Here is a 16,968-nt window from a genome sequence, read left to right as displayed (position 1 = left end):
AAGAAAGGCTGGGTTTTGCGGGAGCGATTAACAATTGCTTGTGTCCCCATGCAAAGTATCGCCTCTCCAAATACCAGGCTTTGCACGAGTTTTTTCTGACGCTGACAATTCGACTGCGATTGTCATCTGATATCACCTCCTTTAACGGCAAGGGTTTAGCTTGTGAGTTAATCATACTTTATCCCCTACAGGTTTTCCATCCAACCGATTTTCAACTGACCAGAAGTAAAAATTTTCACACAAAAAAGAGCTGCATGCAGCAGCTCTTCTTTCTTTATTGAGCGGTATAGCCTCCGTCAACCATAAGTGTAGTGCCCGTTACAAATTCATTTTCAACAAGAAATACCATGGCATGGGCAATTTCTTCCGGCTGTCCGAGTCTGCCGACAGGATGCTTGCCCACCAACGCGTCGTAAAAGTCACCCAAAGCCTCTTTACTGACCATACCGGACTCCACATAGCCAGGAGCCACTGCATTTACCCGAATTCCATGTTCTGCGTACTGCAAGGCCAAAGATTTGGTCATCAAGTTTACCGCACCTTTAGTGGCATTATAGGCAAAGGCGCCGCCTTCGCCGACAGATCCCAAAATAGAGGACGTGTTGATGATGACGCCGCCATCGCCATTTTCAAGCATATTTTTAATGGCGTGTTTCGCACCGAAAAAGACGCCATCCTGGTTGATCGAAATGACTTTATGATAGTCTTCATAGGCCAATTCGTGGGTGACTCCCAAGACACCAATCCCAGCATTGTTGATCATGATGTCAACTTTTCCGTAATGCTCGACTGTAGCCGCAACCAATTGCTCAACTGATGCTTCACTAGCTACATTGACATAGACAAAAGCCACTTCAGAATCTCCTTGCTTTAATTGCTGTTCGGCCTGTTTGCCGCCTTCTTCGTTGTAGTCAGCAATGACCACTTTTGCGCCTTTTTCAAGAAATGCTTTTGCTGTTGCCAAGCCAATACCGGATGCTCCACCTGTTACAATTGCTACTTTTCCCGCTAAGTCCATCTACTCTTCCTCCTTGTATTGGAAAATTCTCTCACCTTCTATTAAACATCAATAGACTGAAAATTACAATATTTATAAGAAGAGCAGACAAAGCATATGTCTGGAAAGAAGGATTCTTGATTTCGATATACAGATGGTTTATTTGGCAAAAGGAACAGCTTCTTCATTTACTAGTTCCACAGCAAGCCATCCCCTGACCCCATTGATTAGCCAAACAGCATCATAGTCTTGAAGTTCTTCTTTATAGATGACCTTTTCTTCGATGATTTGTTCATCCAGTAAACTCTGTCTAAATGTTCCTGCCAGCAAGCCGCAAGAAATGGGCGGTGTGAAAAACTTCCCGTCTTTTTCAAGCACCAGATTGCCGATAGTGAATTCCGTCAGCTGCTGCTTTTCATTCCACAACAATACTGAAAACAGCTCTGTCGGAAGATCGCTCGCTGCCTTGTCGTATACGGCACGATGAGTTGTTTTGTGAAAGAGAAATGGATCTTTGCTGTTTACGGCTGAACATGCCAACGCACATGTTACCGGAGCTGCGATGGGAGCCGTTTGTTGAGCCTGCACTTCTACTTGGCCCTTTCGATCCAGCAACAAGCGGACTTTGTAGATGCCTTTCGGATGTTCTTGCGCAAGCTCTATTAAAGCTTTTTTTGCTCCTTGAATATTTCCCGGGAAATGAAAATAGTCGGCAGAATCTTGAAGGCGTGCCAGGTGATACGGCAGCAGCGGATAGTTCCCGTTCTCCAGCTTTAAAGACTCCAACAGGCTGAACAGCGGCCTTTTCGCTGTCAATACTTCGGCTTTCGTCTGCAATTCACGGTACTCTCCTTCGGAAGTAGAATCCCAAGTGATGCCGCCGCCTACACCATAGCGCGCTGTACCTTCTTTGTGGTCAATGACAACCGTCCGAATCGGTACATTGAAGACCGCATTTTTTTCAGGCGTGATAAAACCAATGGCCCCACAGTATACTTCCCTGGGTGTTTGTTCCAACGCGGCTATGTATTTCATGGTGCTGATTTTCGGAGCTCCCGTAATCGATCCACATGGAAACAAGGCTTCAAACCAGTTTAGGATCGTCTTTGTTTGGTCCAATTCGGCGCTGACTGTTGATGTCAGTTGGTGAACTGTAGGATAGGTTTCCACGGTAAACAGCGGTTCCGCTCGGACAGTCCCAGGCTTGGCCAATCGGCTCATGTCGTTCCGAAGCAAGTCCACAATCATGAGGTTTTCAGCACGCTCTTTTTCAGAATTCAAAAGTGCGGCGATTTGCCGTTGATCTTCTAAGCTTGTACGTCCTCTCGGCGCTGTTCCTTTCATCGGCTTGGCTGTCAGTTTGCCTTGTTCGACTTTAAAAAACAACTCAGGAGATGCTGATAGCACGCGGAACCTGCCAAGATTCAGGTATGCACCGTAATCGGCTTGTTGGTTTCTCGCCAATTGCCGGTAAAATCCCATGTCACTCCCGGCAAATTCTGAAACAAGGCGTTCTGTGTAATTTACTTGATAAGTATCTCCTTCTTCGATTGCCTGCTTGATTTTCCGCACTCCTTGTTTATAACGTTCGACAGAGCTTGTCATATTCCACCCTGAAACTTGGTAGGCCTGCTCTGTGAAATCGCAAAAACCTTTTTGAGGTTTGTTGAAAATTCCAAACCACACAAGCGGCATTTCACCTGCAGGCTGCACTTGCATTTCCGGATGAAAAGCCGGAGCAGCTTCGTAGGAAACATAGCCCGCTGCGTAAAACCCTTGGTCAGTGGCAGCTTCTACTTTTTTCAAAATTGCAGGTACCTCTTCAAGAATGTGTGTTTCAAAAACTTGTAGCGGTTCGGTGAAAAGCAATGGCTCAATTTCTCCGCTTTCATTCCGAAACTCATACAGTAGGTGAGGGTTCGACACAACTGACACCTCCCTTTCTACTTTCTTGCCACTGCTTGGCCAATTGGTAGCTATTTTTTAACATAGTAAATCCTTGTGCCGTCAAAATCGATTCAGGATGAAACTGAATTCCTTCAACTGGCAGCGTTTGATGACGAACGGCCATGATTGCACCATCTTCTGAGCGGGCCGTCACCATCAGGCACTCAGGCAAGGGTTCTTCTGCCACTAAGGAATGGTAACGGGTTACAGCTGAGGGCGTAGGAATCCCCTTAAATAACCCATTACCATCATGTGTTATCATAGAAACTTTGCCATGCATCGGCTGGCTTCCTTTAACGATTCGTCCTCCAAAATACTCGATGATGGTTTGGTGTCCCAGGCACACGCCGAGTATGGGAACCTGGCCGCTCAACTGTTTTAGCACTTCCTGGCTCACTCCCTCGGCAGCTGGCCGCCCTGGACCCGGAGAAAGCACAATCAGATCAGGGGAGAAGTTTTTTAGTTGTTTGGCGGTAAGCTCGTTGTTCTGAAAAACACGCACTGCATCATCAAGCTGCTCAAAATAATGAACAAGATTGTATGTAAATGAATCCTGGTTATCAATGATTATAATCATGAGGAACACCTCTTCACTTCGCTTTAGTTAAGTCTGATAGATGCCTCTATTATACGCTCTCAAGAGGCCAAGATGGAAATTTCTCCGCAGCAAAAAGCCAGTTGCTGTTTTTCAGGCAACTGGCTTGATTTAACTTTTTAAACTTTGCACTTTAACATGAAAGCCTTTGTTTCTTCAGTCGGCAACGCTCTTCTTCCAGCCATCAGCTTCTCAGCTCGCGCCAACATCATGTGGCCGATTCCCTCTCCCCGAAATGAAGGAATCACCGTAATATGCTGAACTGTAAAACGTTCATCATCTTCTATATGAATGCCGACGGCCCCTACATAACTATCGCCCGATTTCCAGAGGAAAAGCTGCCAATCAGCATGTTCATTATACAATTCCATGGTTTTTTTTAGCTGTTTGACGTTCCGCTCTTTCGGCATGAATGACAGCAGGCCCATAGCGATTTTTTCATTTGGCCGTTTGTATCTGGTTAACATGTAGATCTCCTTTCTTTCAGCAGGTGCTTAAACAAGAGAGCTTTGCTCAATGGCATCGAATGCAGCTGACAGCCTTACGGCAAAATCTTCAGGCGGCTCTTCTGAGGACAAATACACACAAATGATATCCGGATTGATATCCATTCGGTGCTGATAGCTGGTCGGCAAAGGAATGGGATGCTGATGAAGCGCATTAATAAAAGAAGCGAGCTCTCCTGGCAATAAAAAAATCTCTGCCTGATTAAATGCCTGCCCATTGTCCTTAAGGTTTTTGAAGGAAATATCATGATCTAATGTGCAAGAAAAGCTTTTATTATAGGAAGAAATGTTGATGGTCCTTTTTCTTTTAACCATGCATCCTTCACCTTCTACTTCTACTTCCGCATTCATCAACATGCCCACTTGTTCAGCCAATTGTTCTAAATATGCCATCCCGCTCATCCTTTCTGTTTTTTCCAGAAATTGAATATCATTGTTAAAAACAGGGGTTTATTGCATAAAAATGCCGAAAAGAATCGGAAGACTCTTTTCGGCGTTGCCTACAGCGCTAATGTCTGTCACATCCAGCCACATTATTTTGCATCATCTGATTTTTTTGAATTTGTAACCAACAGCAACTTAGACAGCAAGGAAAATACCAGTAGTTTTTGTTCCTTCTAACCTGCTGTTTCTCGAAAGAGGTGCAAAACTTTCGAACTGAACTGTTCACAAACGCCACGGGGTATCTGTCTTCCACACCGACTTTTTATGAACATCCAAAACCATCCCTGAAAAATTCTCGCTGGTTTTCCAGCCGGCAGGAGCGATTCATCTTTTGCTTCTACTCTTTTTCTTTTATATACCCATTTACTCGAATAAAACACTTTTGCGCAGAAATAAAAAAACGCCTAACGGCGATTTTTTTTTTACTTATACTCATTTTTAGAAAGAAAAAACAATCAATCTTCTTCAGACTCGCCTTGTTCTTCATCGTCTTCTGAATCCGAATCATCCATATCCGAATCATCTTCGTTCTGCATTTCCATGTCATTATTATCTTCTTCCGTCGGTTCTTCGTTGCCACATGCTGCCAGCATTCCAATTGATAAAAAACCCGCTGCACCAAGCTTTAGCCATTTTCCCTGTACCATTTGCACCACTCCTCAAAACGTCATTTATATAGTTATCCATACCCGTTGTTTTGAGAGGAAAACCTTTGCCTAGTTGGTGGCTTGATCAGCTTTACCAATTTTTCGCAGCGTATGCTGTCACCGGTCTGCGGCATCAATTCCACTTTTAGGGTCGCTATCAATTGTGTCTTCACATACAACATGTCCCGGAAACGGTCGACTGCACCGCAGAATTCAGCGAAAAAGCTATCGCCCGTACCAAAAACAGCTGTCTGAAGCTGTTTCGGGTCCGCGGCTTCGATAGCTTCGTAGAGGCTTTGCATTTCTTCCGGAATTTCACCGCTTCCCCATGTATAAGTGCCAATCAGCAGCGCATCCCAGCTGGACAACTCGGACAGGGAGAACTCTTCCACCCGGTACAGACTGGTGTAGAATCCCTGGTTCAGCGCAGCCGCTTGGATCATCTCCGCCAATTGCTCTGTATTTCCAGTAACAGAAGTATAGACGATTGCCAACTTTGGATTACAGTTCGTCAAAGCCATTCGACTGGGACACTTTGGTATACGTCCGTGATTTCTGCTCGAAAAAGTCGGATTTCGTCTCGTTCATCATGTCATCGCCAAATACTTGAATCCATGGCATTGGATTGCTGCGTTCTTCGTAAAGATTGTCTAAGCCAAGCTGCCGCAGGCGTTTGTTGGCTAAGTATTCTACGTAGCCTGCAAACTCCTCTAGGTCCAGCCCATCAATATCAGCCAGGATGTAATGCGCCCATTCTTTCTCAAGCGCTACGGCCCGGTCGATCGTTGTGTAAATGTATTGAATGTTTTCTTCTGTGTTCAATTCCGGATTTTCTGTCAGCATGATGCGAATAAATTGGGCAATAAAATAAGCGTGCTGCATTTCATCGCGCTGGATATAGCTGATCATTGTGCTGGTTTTCAGCATTTTCTGCTGGCGCGCCAAATGGTAGAAAAAAGCAAAGCCGGCATAAAAATAAATGCCTTCCAAGTTAATCGAATTGACGCTCAGTTTGAACAAATTCTGCGGCGTCGGATTTTGGCGAAACTCCTCGTAAGCATCCAAAATCAACTCGTTGCGTTTTTGGACAACCGGATCGCTTTTCGCCTGATTGAAGCGCGCGTTCTGCTCGCTCACTGACACCAGCGAACTCAAGATATAGGAATACGACTCCGTGTGGACGGCTTCCTGCTGGGAAATAACCGCGAAAATGGCTTTAAAGCTCGAGTCGGTAACATAGTCCATCGCTTGGCTCATTGTCGGGGTCTGCAGGCTGTCAAGTGATGCCAGCTGCGTGTTGATGCGCAAAAAGATATCCTTCTCCACATCGCTCAAGCTGTCCCATTGCTTGATGTCGTCCTGCATATTGATTTCCTGGGCTTTCCAGAAGTTGGCCAACAGCGCTTGATACAAATCGTACATCTGCGGATACGCAATATCGTTCCAGTTCAGCAATCCTGACGATTGGCCGTTCAAAACGCCGGTCGATTTGTTCGGATGCTCCGGGTTCAATAATTTAATCTTCGTCAACGGTTCATGTATGGTCATAAAGATCCTCCTTTAGCTTTGGCATGCTTCGCATTCTTCAATTTCCGCCTGTGATGTGCTGCGGACATAGTAAGTGGTTTTCAGGTTTTGCTTCCATGCTTCCAAATGAAGCTCCAGCAATTCTTTCGCTTTGATGGTATGCGGCACATAAAAGTTAAAGCTGATCGACTGATCAATATGCCGTTGACGCGCTGCATTTTGGCGGATACTCCATTTCTGGTCCAGTACATGTCTTGCACGACGGTAATAATCGTAGGTGTTGTGGTCCAAATCAGGCGCTGTCACTTTGAACTTAAAGTTCTTTTTCTCTTCTGCGTACTCTACCGCATATAAAGGATCGATGCCGTCCGTCGAGCCGCCGATTTTGGCAGTCGATGAGTTTGGTGCGACCGCCATCATCCAGCCATTGCGGACACCCGTTGATGCCACTTCCTGCTGCAATTGCTCCCAGCGTTCACCGCTGTAGCTGCGGCGTTCAAAGTATTCGCCCGTCTGCCATTCTGAACCCGCAAACTTGCTGAACGCGCCTTTTTCTTCGGCCAGCTGCATCGAAGCCCGGATCGTCTGATAAGCAATTTCCTCATACAGCGTATCTGCAAACTCCACAGCCTTTTCGCTTTCCCAATAGATGCCTTCAAGCGCCAACAGATGGTGCCATCCAAACGTCCCTAACCCAATGGCGCGGTATTTTTTATTCGTTGCTTCGGCCTGTCCGACCGAAATGGTATTCAAATCAATAACGTTATCCAGCATACGCACCTGGATCGGTATGACCCGTTCCAAAACGTCCGCTTTGACTGCTCTCGGCAAATTGATCGAAGACAAGTTGCAGACCACGAAATCGCCTGGCTTGCGAATCATGACAAGGTTGCCATCTTCGTCGGTATATTCTTTCATGATGGTAGTGGCCGACATATTTTGCATAATTTCTGTCCTTCTATTCAATTGAGTTCGCTAAACTCAATTCGCATTCTAGATGCAGCTGCATGTCGCCATGCAGAGTAGACTATATCATCACCCTTTTGATAAGGGTGCCCACCGTTTCGGACCGCTTGGCCCTACTCTACTCACTTCCGCGTAATGCGTGCTTTCGATAGTCGTTCGGCATTTACTCTTTAACAATATAATGGTCAGGGAACTTATCGGAACGAATGCGATGTCGCATTGTGGAAGTTGGAATTCCATCTGCTTTTGCTGCTTTAGGTATACTTTCATAACGCACACCAGCTACGAAGCAAGGATGTCCTGTTGTCTTTCCATGTGTTCGAACCTTCTTTTCAACAAGTCTTTTACAATTGGGATAAAGGTCGGAGTTTAAGCGATTATGAAGAGTGGTCACTTTGATTCCTAAAATACGCGCAGCTTCTGAACAGGATAGATACTGAACACCGTCAATGATTACAGCTTTTGAATTAGCCTTTTTTACTGACTCAAGCATCCTTGCGGTCTTTAGCTTCCCATGTTGATGGTTGCCTTTACCTGACATTTGCCGAACCCTATGAAGCCTTATGGTTTCTTTATTAGGGTAGTTGGTGAAGATGTCTCCGCCAATGGAAGTATGCTTGATATTGTAATAATCAGCTGATTCAACTGCATTTCGTTCTAAGATGTACCGCTCTTCTAGTTCATTCAGTTCTTCCGCCGAATCTGCTTCGTCCAATATAGTTCGGATGAAGTTCTCAGCACCGTATTTCTTTATTGTCCTTTTTAAATAAAGACCTGAGCCTAGATAGGTTTCCCAGTTATTCTTTCGACCATAAATACATTTTCCAATGTATTTCTTATTGTTTAAGCTATTAGTGGTTTCGTATACAAATCCGAATGGTTTTGTCATTGCTATCACCTCATAAGGATAATTCCTCATTCTGCGATAATCCTAACCGCTAACTGTTAAAGAGATTTAGCACGGGATTGACTTCAATTAAAAGTGTTTCCCCGTTTAGATGGGTTTTCGGCAGCCATTACTGACTGAAGGTGCTAAGAATTAACACAAATTACTGCAGTAGATCGACGTCAACCCTCTGCCTCTCGTGTGCTTGTTCGGGTTTTGGCGGTTCACTTCATCTCGGTAGAACATATACGGCGTACCGGTCTCCAGCTGGGAAACCATGATGCGCGCCATGATTTCCATGGCACGGTACGTTTTGCGCGGCAATAATGGATGCTCTACCGCTTCTTGGTATTTATCACGGAAGTACTTTTTATCGGTTTCGTCATAAAAGTCCTCAAGTCCGAGCGCATTGCCCTCTTCGTCTTTCCAACCCATCACTTGCTTGACCTGATGCGGACAGAACGTATGCCATTCGCCAATGCTCCGGCCGTTTTCGTCTTTTTCCTGCAATCGCTCCATAAACAAATCTGGAATCGACACACCGGTGAAAATATCATGCGCTTTGCGGCGTTCGTCGCCGTTGTTGGTTTTCAAATCCAGGAATCCGTTCATGATGTCTTTATGGAAGACATCCAAGTAAATCGCTACGGCACCCTGGCGCTGGCCCAGTTGATCGACGCTGACGGCCGTATCGTTGACCAGGCGGATCCACGGCACGACGCCGGAGGAATTGCCTTTGAATTTTTTAATATCCGAGCCCAGTGCCCGTACTTTGCCGTAATAAATCCCAATGCCGCCGCCGTCTTTGCTGAGGCGTGCAATGTCCCAGTTGTTCAAATAAATCCCGTCCAGTGAATCATCGACGGTGTCGATAAAGCAAGAAGACAATTGTCCAAAGCTTTTGCCTGCGTTCGACAATGTCGGTGTGGCGACCGTCATATACAAATGGCTCATCGCCCAGTATGCTTCTTTCACCAGCTCCAGGCGTTGTTCTTTCCGCTCGTTTTGCATCAAAGTCATCGCAATGACAAGAAAACGCTCTTGCGGAAGTTCAAACAACCGCCCTTCGTAATCTTTCGCCAAATAACGGTCAGCCAATAAAAACAAGCCGATGTAGTTGAACAGCAAATCACGCTCCGGTTCGATTTCCTTGCCAAGTTCGGTGATTTCCTCTTTCGAGTAAACCGACAAGAGTTCTCCTGAATAAATGCCGACGCGTGAAAGCTCATCAACAAGCCCGTAGAAATCGCCGTATTTTCGGGAAGCGGGATAATTCCGGCTGCTTCCGGCTTTTTCATACAAGTCGCTGGCGTATAATTCTGCTGCGGTGTACGTCCAGTCGGGTTCGTCCATCGTAATTCGGTTCAGCGCATAAAGCAGGGATTGCTCGCCTTTTGCCTGTCCAGCCAATTTCGCTGTACGTTCCAGCAGCTCCTTCGTATCCAGTCCGTATACTTCTGTTGCCCGTTGAAGAGCTCGTTCTACTGCATGTATTTCTGCTGTTTCAACTTTTGTGTTCATATCAGCTCAGCTCCTTTGCGTATTCGTTCACTTGCATGCGGCGTTGTTTTCTCTCTTGTGCGCTGTTGAATAGTTGTTCTTCAGCTGCCGTTTCTGGAATCACCCCAGTTACGGGAGTCGGCTTGCCATTGCTGTCCACCGCTACCATTGTCAGAATGGCCGTTGTCGTCAAACTTTTAGTGCCTTTTTCAATTTGCTGGCATTCGGCTTTCACGTATACTTCCATCGATGTTCTTCCGGTAGATATAACAACACCTTCTAAAATAAGGACATCTCCCACTTTCGCCGAAGACAGGAAATTCACGGTGTCGATTGAAGCCGTCACGACAGCTTTGCCGCTGTGCCTCATCGCTGTAATGGCGGCAATTTCATCTATGTATGCCAACACGGTACCGCCGAAAATAGTACCCATATGGTTGGTGTCAGGCGGCAACACCAATCTTGTTTGAATGGTTCTTGCCACGCCTGCAGCTAACGGTTCTGTCATTTGCCTTCAATCCTCCATCTCTATTACAAAAAGAAAAACCCATCCTCTCGGGGAGGATGGGTTTGAAAACGTAGAATATCGAATGAAACCAGCGAAAAACAAGCTGTTCCATGCAAAATACCTTCGTTATCCCTCTCAACTCCCGGAGAAGATCATAAACTATAACGAAGGCAGGTCTCCTGGCTCGTGCGTCTTCCTTGCCATCTCCTTCCCGTCCATTGGACAGTGGATTGTGATGGCTCGTCAGCACTTACAGTTGCGGGAACAGCTCCGGAATTTACCGGATTCCCTATTAAGCCTTTTCAGGCACCTTCGTTATCGGATCTACTATATATAGTTTTTTATTCGATAATGAACACTAAATATTGTATTTCTAAACTATAAATCACTTTCGTCAATTTGACAAGCGGTTTTCAAAACTGAACAGGAATTTATTAATTTGCGGTTAAGTGTTTTTTCAGTGCTTGCTTGACTGTACCCATTGTCGTCAATTTGCTGAAATCTACACGAGCTTCCACAGCTTTCATTGCCAGTTCCGGACGAATTCCGGTAAAAATCAACCCAATGCCCAATAAGCGCATGATCTGGTCTATTTTATAGAGAAACTCTGCTACTACATTGTCGATATTGTAAATGCCCGAAACATCAACAATAAGGTAGTTCAGTTCATGCCCTTGAATTTTCTGCGGAATGAGGTCGAGCAGTCGGGTGCTTCGGTCGCCATCGACTGAACCGACAAGCGGCATAACAGCCAGGCCATCGATAATCGGAACAATCGGCGTCGAAACTTCATTTTTCAATTGCAGCAATTCGCGCTCGGTTTTTTTCTGAACGGTAACGTCCCGTATAATCGATTGGATAGCCGTCGTGTCACCATATTCAACCGGGTAGCAGTACAATTCAACTTCTGCTATTGTCCCGTCAAAGCGTTTAACGGTCGTATCCATCAGTTCTCCGATGGTTCGGTCCTCCATGCCTTTGCGGATTCGCTCAGCAATCATTTCTTTATAATCTTCCGTAAAAACGTCTACTACACTCGCCCCGACAAGTTCAGCTTGGCTGGCTTTTAAAAACTCAGCGCCTGATTGATTTATGTATAAGACCTTTTGCTTAGAATGAATGATGGTTGTTTCATTCGAATATTCAGCGATGCGCTGATACAATTCTTCTTTTTCCGGAATGTTCAATAACGGATCTGATACACTCTTCATTCTCTTTCACTCCTTCCGTCTTCAAAACGGGCTCTTCTTCCATTTTACACTTTTGTGGAAAAACTTTCAGGATCTACCCATCTCTTAAAATCGAATAAAAAAAAGTTGCCCCTTTGGACAACCAAATTCTCTATTTATTCATCGACCCATTCAGATTCAGAAGCTCGCTCTTTTTCTGTTTTAGGTTCGTCGGCTTTTTTATTGTTTTTGCTGGTATAAGGCTTAAAACTTTTGGCTTTGTTGGCGCCTGCTTTCCAGCGAGTCCAGCCTTTTTTGCCGGTTCCCTGACCTGTACCGCTTTTTGCTTTTGCTTTGCTCATTTTAATCACTCCATTACTGCTACGCTGATGTACAGCTTATCACATCAGGGGCTGGAGTGATACAGAAATGTTCTGCCGGCATGCCGGAAATCCCCATTCATATCATTGCCAATCGAGCCTTTCACAGCTCTTTCCGAATAAAATAGGCAGGCAGTTCTTACTCAGCCAAGACTTTTTGAATATCCTTTTCAAACGATTCAGGTTTATCCTTTGGAGAAAATCGCGAAACAATATTGCCATTTTGATCGATCAGAAACTTCGTGAAGTTCCATTTGATGCCGCTTGATAAAAATCCTTTTGTGTTGTCAGTCAAATAGTTGAAAAGCGGGTGTGCGTCTTTGCCATTGACCTTAATCAAGTCATGCATTGGGAACGTCACACCATAAGTGGTCCGGCAAGCTTCCTCCGCTTCTTCCCCGGTGGCTTTTTCCTGGCCAAATTGGTTGGATGGGAAGCCCAAAACAACTAACCCTTGGTCTTTATAGTCTTCGTACATTTTTTCCAGACTGTCAAATTGATCCCGCAAGCCGCATTTAGTTGCCGTGTTGACAATCAGCATCGCTTTTCCCTTATACTCGCTCAACTGATAATCTTCTCCGTTTGGCTTGGTTACAGCAATATCATAAATATTCATCCGGCATCACTCCTTATTTTTGCTCAAAAATCGGCGCTGTTACAGATTCATGGTCTTAAAAGATGCATTCAGTTCTTTCAGGTTTTTCATCAATTCAATCGCATTGACGCCCATAAAATCGCAGCTGATCAATTTTTCTAAAACAGCTTTCTCAACTTCTACTTGTTCGCCATGAGCTTTTTCAGTCAGTGAAATGACAAACGCCCGCTTATCCTTTTCGGATTGCTGCTTGGTCAGCCGGCCTTGTTCGATCATACGGTTGATGATGGGGTTCAAGGTCCCTGTGCCAAGGCCGAGCCGTTCACCGATGTTTTTCATTAGCAGCCTGTCTTCCTCCCATAGAACCAGAAGGACGAGGTACTGCGAAAATGTCAGGTTGAACGGTTCGAGCGCTTTTGCATACATTTTTGAAAAATTGCTGGAAGCTTTGTAGACTTCAAAGCATAATTGCTGTTCAAGTTTTGTCGGTTTTTCCATTTGCATCTCACCTATACTACAGATTATAGAACGCTGATTTCCACATCCACTGACCCTTTGATCGCTTTTGAATACGGGCAATATTGATGTGCTTTTTCTACGTATTCGTGTTTTAGCTCTTCCTCAATGCCAGTAATGTCGACAACAAGTTTCACCGCTAGCTTCACCCCGCCATTATCTTTATCGCCGATCAATGCAACAGTTGCTGTGACTTCACTTTTCTCTATTTCCACTTTACCAGCTTCCAGCACCAATTCCAATGCGCTGTTAAAGCACGCGCTGTAGCCTGCTGCAAAAAGCTGTTCAGGATTCGTAGCTGTTGTGGCCGAACCGCCAAGAGCCGGTGGTTTGGCGACATCCAAATAGAAAATATTGTCCGGTGAATAAACGGCCCCGTCTCTTCCGCCTGTATTAATCATTGTTGTTTCAAATAGTGTTTTCATTTTATATTCCTCCATCCATTTATATCTTACACGATCTATATTAATTTATATCGTGTGCGATGTAAATAATATTGCTCACAAAAAAGCTTTTATTAGCCGCACTGGCAAATAAAAGCTTTTGGTCGCGCCATGCTTATTCTTTTAACTAGTTCCTATTAATAGATGAATGGGATCAACCGGGCCCGTTCTTTCATCCATTGCTGGTAATCCGGTCCAAACTTCTCAATCAGCAGCCGCTCCTCGTAATTGATGCGCTGCAGCAAAGCCCATACCATCGCAAGGCTGCCGAGAACCGCGGCAATGGGACTGGTGAAAAACAACGCCATTCCAAGCGTAATGAACAGCAAACCTGTATAAAGGGGGTGGCGCAGCTTCCGGTAAGGGCCGGTGCTGACAATTTCATCCCCTTCTCGAACTGTGACGTAACGTGTGAATTGGGACTTCAAATGCAAAATTCCCCAGAATCGCAGAAAAACACCTGATGCTAGCAAAGCCACTCCCACTAGCTGACTAATCATTGCAATGCTTCCAAATGGCGCTAGTTCCTGCAGAAATGCTGCGGCAAGGATCGTACCGATCAAAGCAGCTAAAATCGAAAAAAATGTACGCTTTTCTAACGGATCGCCTTGCCCAATGCCGCGATTGCGGAAAATCAGGAATTCGCTGACCCAAAACAAGCTGATCGCTGTAAAAATTATTTCGATTATCGTCATCGCGTAAGCCCCAACTTCCTGTTCTTTTACTTTCAATATTATCGGACATTCTGAAGGAATACAATTTCCATCCCTTGCCATCGTCTTCGAAGGCATGAGTTTTTTGGAGGAATTTTGGCTGGACGACTTTAAATTTCGTTGAACGACCGTAAACTCTACAGTTTGGGGGTCTAAAGACAGTTATGAGCGCATTGCCAAGTCGGCAATGCGCTCTGTCATAAGGTTTTATTTCAATTTCCTCAATCGCTCTGATAAATCAGCGCTTATAGCTCCTGCTCAATCTTCCGCAGAAGATATTTCGACCAGCATCGCTGTAAATGCGATAAAGACAACCGTCAATGAAATGACCATCGTGAACATTATTCCTCAACTCCTACCAAGTTTTAAATCCTTCTGAGCCTGGTGGTGCGTGTTGAATCATATGACTTAAAGGTATTGCATAAGCAATCAGAATAAGCAGAACGGCAAGGCCGATCCAGATCCACCAGTTTTCCAGCCATTTCGGTGTGCGGGACATGTCGCTTTCCGCCATTGGAAAATCTACGAAATCCTTCTCTTCAACTGCTTTAGGCGACAGGAACATTGTCATGACAACGATATAAATGAGAATCATGGCCGAAACGAAGAGGATGCTTCCGCCGACGGCCATCGTTACATGATTGGTCAGGATGCCATCAAACCATTCCATTGCGGAAGGGTGATTGTTGTAGCCGGAATAAGCGGTTCTCCGCGGCGCTCCGAGAAGGCCTAATACATGCTGTGCTGTGGACATTAACAGCATCCCGATCGACCAAGTAATGATTTGGACGAGTCCAAGCACTTTCATGGACTTGGTAAACTTTCTTCCTGTCAAATAAGGAATCAGCCAAAACGTCAGCCCCATAAACGTCATGGCCACTGGCGTTCCCACCGTGATATGAAAATGTCCGACGATCCATAAAGTATTGTGGACGACTTCGTTCAACTGGAAACTGGCATTGATAATACCGCCTGCTCCGCCTGGAATAAAAAACGCCATGGCAATGAAAATGGATGTAAAACGGATGTCTTTCCAAGGCAGCGTTGTAAACCAGCCGAAAAGTCCTTTCCCACCGTTTTTGCGCCCGGCAATTTCAAAGGTCGCGAACATCGAAAACGCCGTCATCAAAGAAGGAACAATGACCATAAACGTCAAGACCACTTGAAGGAACTTCCAGAAGTTTGAAATTCCGGGTTCCGTCAGCTGGTGATGGAAGCCAACTGGAATGGAAAACAGGATAAAAAGAACAAAAGACAAACGTGCCAACGAATCACTGAACACTTTTACGCCAAGGATTTTCGGCACAATCACGTACCACGCCATATACGCTGGCAGCAGCCAAAAATACACTAAAGGATGTCCGAAAAACCAGAACAAGGTACGGCTGAGCTCTACATCAATGGTATCGGTCCAACCGAATGCCCATGGAATGTATTGGAACACGACTGTCGCCACTACGCCCAGGCAGGCAATAATCCACATGATGATGGTCGTGATGGTCATAAACGCGAACAACGGACTTAATTGCCCTTTGTTGTTTTTTCGCCATACGCGGTAATGCCCAACCAATGCAAAACTGCTAATCCATGTTCCAATGATCACCAATGCAAGTCCTACGTAATAAAAGCCACTTGCTTTTAGTGGTGCATAAAAGGTGTACAGGACCGAAGCTTCTCCTGCAATGATCATAACAGTCGCCATCACAGTGCCGAGCAAGGTTACCCAAAAGCCAATCCAGGAAAATAAACGAACTTTCGGCCCAAAGCTTCCTAAGCTTTTGCTCATGCCGGTAATAAAAAAGCCAAAAATGAAAAATGTCGTAAAAATAAGTGCAAGCAGCACGCCATGTGCCGTTAAAATTTGATAGTAATCCAGCCAAGCCGGCAGCTGCAGGGCGTCATTGCGGATAAAAACTTGAAGCAGTCCACATAAGGTACCGATTAAAAAGGCAGCATAAGCGACGCCAATATTCCATAAAGCGATTTTTCGATCTTGCACAGCAATCATTCTTCGTACACCTCGATCTCTGTATACATCATGTGATGTCCCGTTCCGCAGTATTCATTGCAAAGAATTAAATACGTCCCGGGTTTTTCAAATGTATAAGATTTTGTCGTAATACGGCCTGGAACAACCATCATATTGACTTTTGTATTGTCGATCGTGAAACTGTGGACCACATCGGTGCTGGTCACTTTAAAAACAATTTCTTTCCCAACTGGCACTTTTAATTCCGGAGCCGTGTAGCCAAAAGCCATGGCGACAATGGCGACTTGATAGGTGCCGTCGTCCAATTGCGTGACGCCTGGATTGTCGAAGGGGGCAGTTTCGTTCACTTTCTTGGGATCGACGGTATCCATCCCTCCCGCAGGAGTATGGTCTTGAGAAAATGCGCTTACCCCGACCACGCTTAAAAAAACAATCAGTGAAGCAATGCCAAATACCAGCCAGATTTTTTCATATTTATGAAGATGCATTCCAATCCATTCCTTTCTCTCTGTCTTAACGCGCTACATACAGTAAATAAACAGCAACCCACATTACGACAATGACCAGCCCTACTATAAACACACTGACTAACGTACCTTTTAGATTAGGTTCCGGCTCCCGGTTTTCCTGACTCATTCT

The 16,968-nt window shown here is 45.1% G+C and carries 18 protein-coding genes, 2 pseudogenes and 1 riboswitch; all 20 genes and pseudogenes read right to left on the bottom strand.

Translation table 11 applies throughout. The annotated features are described in order from the left end of the window. Positions 1-274: 274 nt before the first annotated feature. The 20 genes and pseudogenes from AC4EG4_RS09255 to AC4EG4_RS09160 all read right to left on the bottom strand — a co-directional run bounded on the left by AC4EG4_RS09255 (position 275) and on the right by AC4EG4_RS09160 (position 16,817). The gene (locus AC4EG4_RS09255) at positions 275-1,018 is read right to left on the bottom strand and encodes an SDR family NAD(P)-dependent oxidoreductase (protein ID WP_490987609.1); all 744 of its coding nucleotides are present in this window, start codon (positions 1,016-1,018) and stop codon (positions 275-277) included. A gap of 138 nt (positions 1,019-1,156) precedes the next feature. Further along, positions 1,157-2,923, bottom strand: a complete 1,767-nt coding sequence (gene pabB, locus AC4EG4_RS09250; protein ID WP_490976914.1) for an aminodeoxychorismate synthase component I — start codon at positions 2,921-2,923, stop codon at positions 1,157-1,159. Then, positions 2,898-3,521, bottom strand: coding sequence for an anthranilate synthase component II (locus AC4EG4_RS09245; RefSeq protein ID WP_490987608.1), 624 nt, complete (start codon positions 3,519-3,521; stop codon positions 2,898-2,900). Before AC4EG4_RS09245 ends, pabB begins: the two co-directional genes overlap by 26 nt. A gap of 137 nt (positions 3,522-3,658) precedes the next feature. Beyond that, positions 3,659-4,006: a GNAT family N-acetyltransferase gene (locus AC4EG4_RS09240; RefSeq protein ID WP_490976912.1), complete on the bottom strand. Its 348-nt coding sequence runs from the start codon at positions 4,004-4,006 to the stop codon at positions 3,659-3,661. Positions 4,007-4,033: 27 nt separating this feature from the next. Continuing rightward, positions 4,034-4,438: a DUF1259 domain-containing protein gene (locus tag AC4EG4_RS09235; protein WP_490976911.1), complete on the bottom strand. Its 405-nt coding sequence runs from the start codon at positions 4,436-4,438 to the stop codon at positions 4,034-4,036. 506 nt (positions 4,439-4,944) lie between these two features. Continuing rightward, complete coding sequence (locus tag AC4EG4_RS09230; protein WP_490987607.1) at positions 4,945-5,136, bottom strand: hypothetical protein; 192 nt, start codon at positions 5,134-5,136, stop codon at positions 4,945-4,947. A gap of 32 nt (positions 5,137-5,168) precedes the next feature. Beyond that, positions 5,169-5,657: a flavodoxin domain-containing protein gene (locus AC4EG4_RS09225; protein ID WP_490976909.1), complete on the bottom strand. Its 489-nt coding sequence runs from the start codon at positions 5,655-5,657 to the stop codon at positions 5,169-5,171. Next, the gene (locus tag AC4EG4_RS09220) at positions 5,638-6,684 is read right to left on the bottom strand and encodes a ribonucleotide-diphosphate reductase subunit beta (protein ID WP_490987606.1); all 1,047 of its coding nucleotides are present in this window, start codon (positions 6,682-6,684) and stop codon (positions 5,638-5,640) included. Before AC4EG4_RS09220 ends, AC4EG4_RS09225 begins: the two co-directional genes overlap by 20 nt. Positions 6,685-6,696: 12 nt before the next feature. Next, positions 6,697-7,626: pseudogene (locus tag AC4EG4_RS09215) on the bottom strand (ribonucleotide reductase barrel domain-containing protein); the annotation flags it as partial. A gap of 166 nt (positions 7,627-7,792) precedes the next feature. Next, entirely contained in the window at positions 7,793-8,548 is a 756-nt protein-coding gene (locus AC4EG4_RS09210) for a hypothetical protein (protein ID WP_490987605.1), read from the bottom strand. A gap of 123 nt (positions 8,549-8,671) precedes the next feature. Beyond that, a pseudogene (locus AC4EG4_RS09205) lies at positions 8,672-10,036 on the bottom strand (ribonucleotide reductase barrel domain-containing protein); the annotation flags it as partial. A 1-nt stretch (position 10,037) separates the two neighbouring features. Next, positions 10,038-10,523 (bottom strand): acyl-CoA thioesterase, encoded by a 486-nt coding sequence (locus AC4EG4_RS09200; RefSeq protein WP_490987604.1) that lies wholly within the window; start codon positions 10,521-10,523, stop codon positions 10,038-10,040. A 152-nt stretch (positions 10,524-10,675) separates the two neighbouring features. After that, a riboswitch (cobalamin riboswitch) is annotated at positions 10,676-10,852 on the bottom strand. A 105-nt stretch (positions 10,853-10,957) separates the two neighbouring features. Beyond that, positions 10,958-11,734 (bottom strand): PAS domain S-box protein, encoded by a 777-nt coding sequence (locus tag AC4EG4_RS09195; RefSeq protein ID WP_490976905.1) that lies wholly within the window; start codon positions 11,732-11,734, stop codon positions 10,958-10,960. A 134-nt stretch (positions 11,735-11,868) separates the two neighbouring features. After that, positions 11,869-12,054, bottom strand: coding sequence for a DUF3934 family protein (locus AC4EG4_RS09190; protein ID WP_308787423.1), 186 nt, complete (start codon positions 12,052-12,054; stop codon positions 11,869-11,871). A 157-nt stretch (positions 12,055-12,211) separates the two neighbouring features. Beyond that, on the bottom strand, positions 12,212-12,688 hold the full coding sequence (locus AC4EG4_RS09185; protein ID WP_490976904.1) for a glutathione peroxidase: 477 nt from the start codon (positions 12,686-12,688) through the stop codon (positions 12,212-12,214). Between the two features lie 39 nt (positions 12,689-12,727). Then, the gene (locus AC4EG4_RS09180; protein WP_490976903.1) at positions 12,728-13,165 is read right to left on the bottom strand and encodes a MarR family winged helix-turn-helix transcriptional regulator; all 438 of its coding nucleotides are present in this window, start codon (positions 13,163-13,165) and stop codon (positions 12,728-12,730) included. A 23-nt stretch (positions 13,166-13,188) separates the two neighbouring features. Then, on the bottom strand, positions 13,189-13,608 hold the full coding sequence (locus AC4EG4_RS09175) for an organic hydroperoxide resistance protein (protein WP_490987603.1): 420 nt from the start codon (positions 13,606-13,608) through the stop codon (positions 13,189-13,191). 155 nt (positions 13,609-13,763) lie between these two features. Then, positions 13,764-14,321: a methyltransferase family protein gene (locus AC4EG4_RS09170; RefSeq protein ID WP_490976901.1), complete on the bottom strand. Its 558-nt coding sequence runs from the start codon at positions 14,319-14,321 to the stop codon at positions 13,764-13,766. A 373-nt stretch (positions 14,322-14,694) separates the two neighbouring features. After that, entirely contained in the window at positions 14,695-16,347 is a 1,653-nt protein-coding gene (locus AC4EG4_RS09165) for a b(o/a)3-type cytochrome-c oxidase subunit 1 (RefSeq protein WP_490976900.1), read from the bottom strand. Continuing rightward, positions 16,344-16,817, bottom strand: coding sequence for a cytochrome c oxidase subunit II (locus AC4EG4_RS09160; protein WP_490987602.1), 474 nt, complete (start codon positions 16,815-16,817; stop codon positions 16,344-16,346). Before AC4EG4_RS09160 ends, AC4EG4_RS09165 begins: the two co-directional genes overlap by 4 nt. Positions 16,818-16,968 lie beyond the last annotated feature (151 nt).

The sequence above is a fragment of the Planococcus sp. TJ-201 genome, from assembly GCF_058268495.1.
Note: the sequence above shows the minus strand (reverse complement) of the source record. Positions and strands in the feature narration are given on the sequence as shown.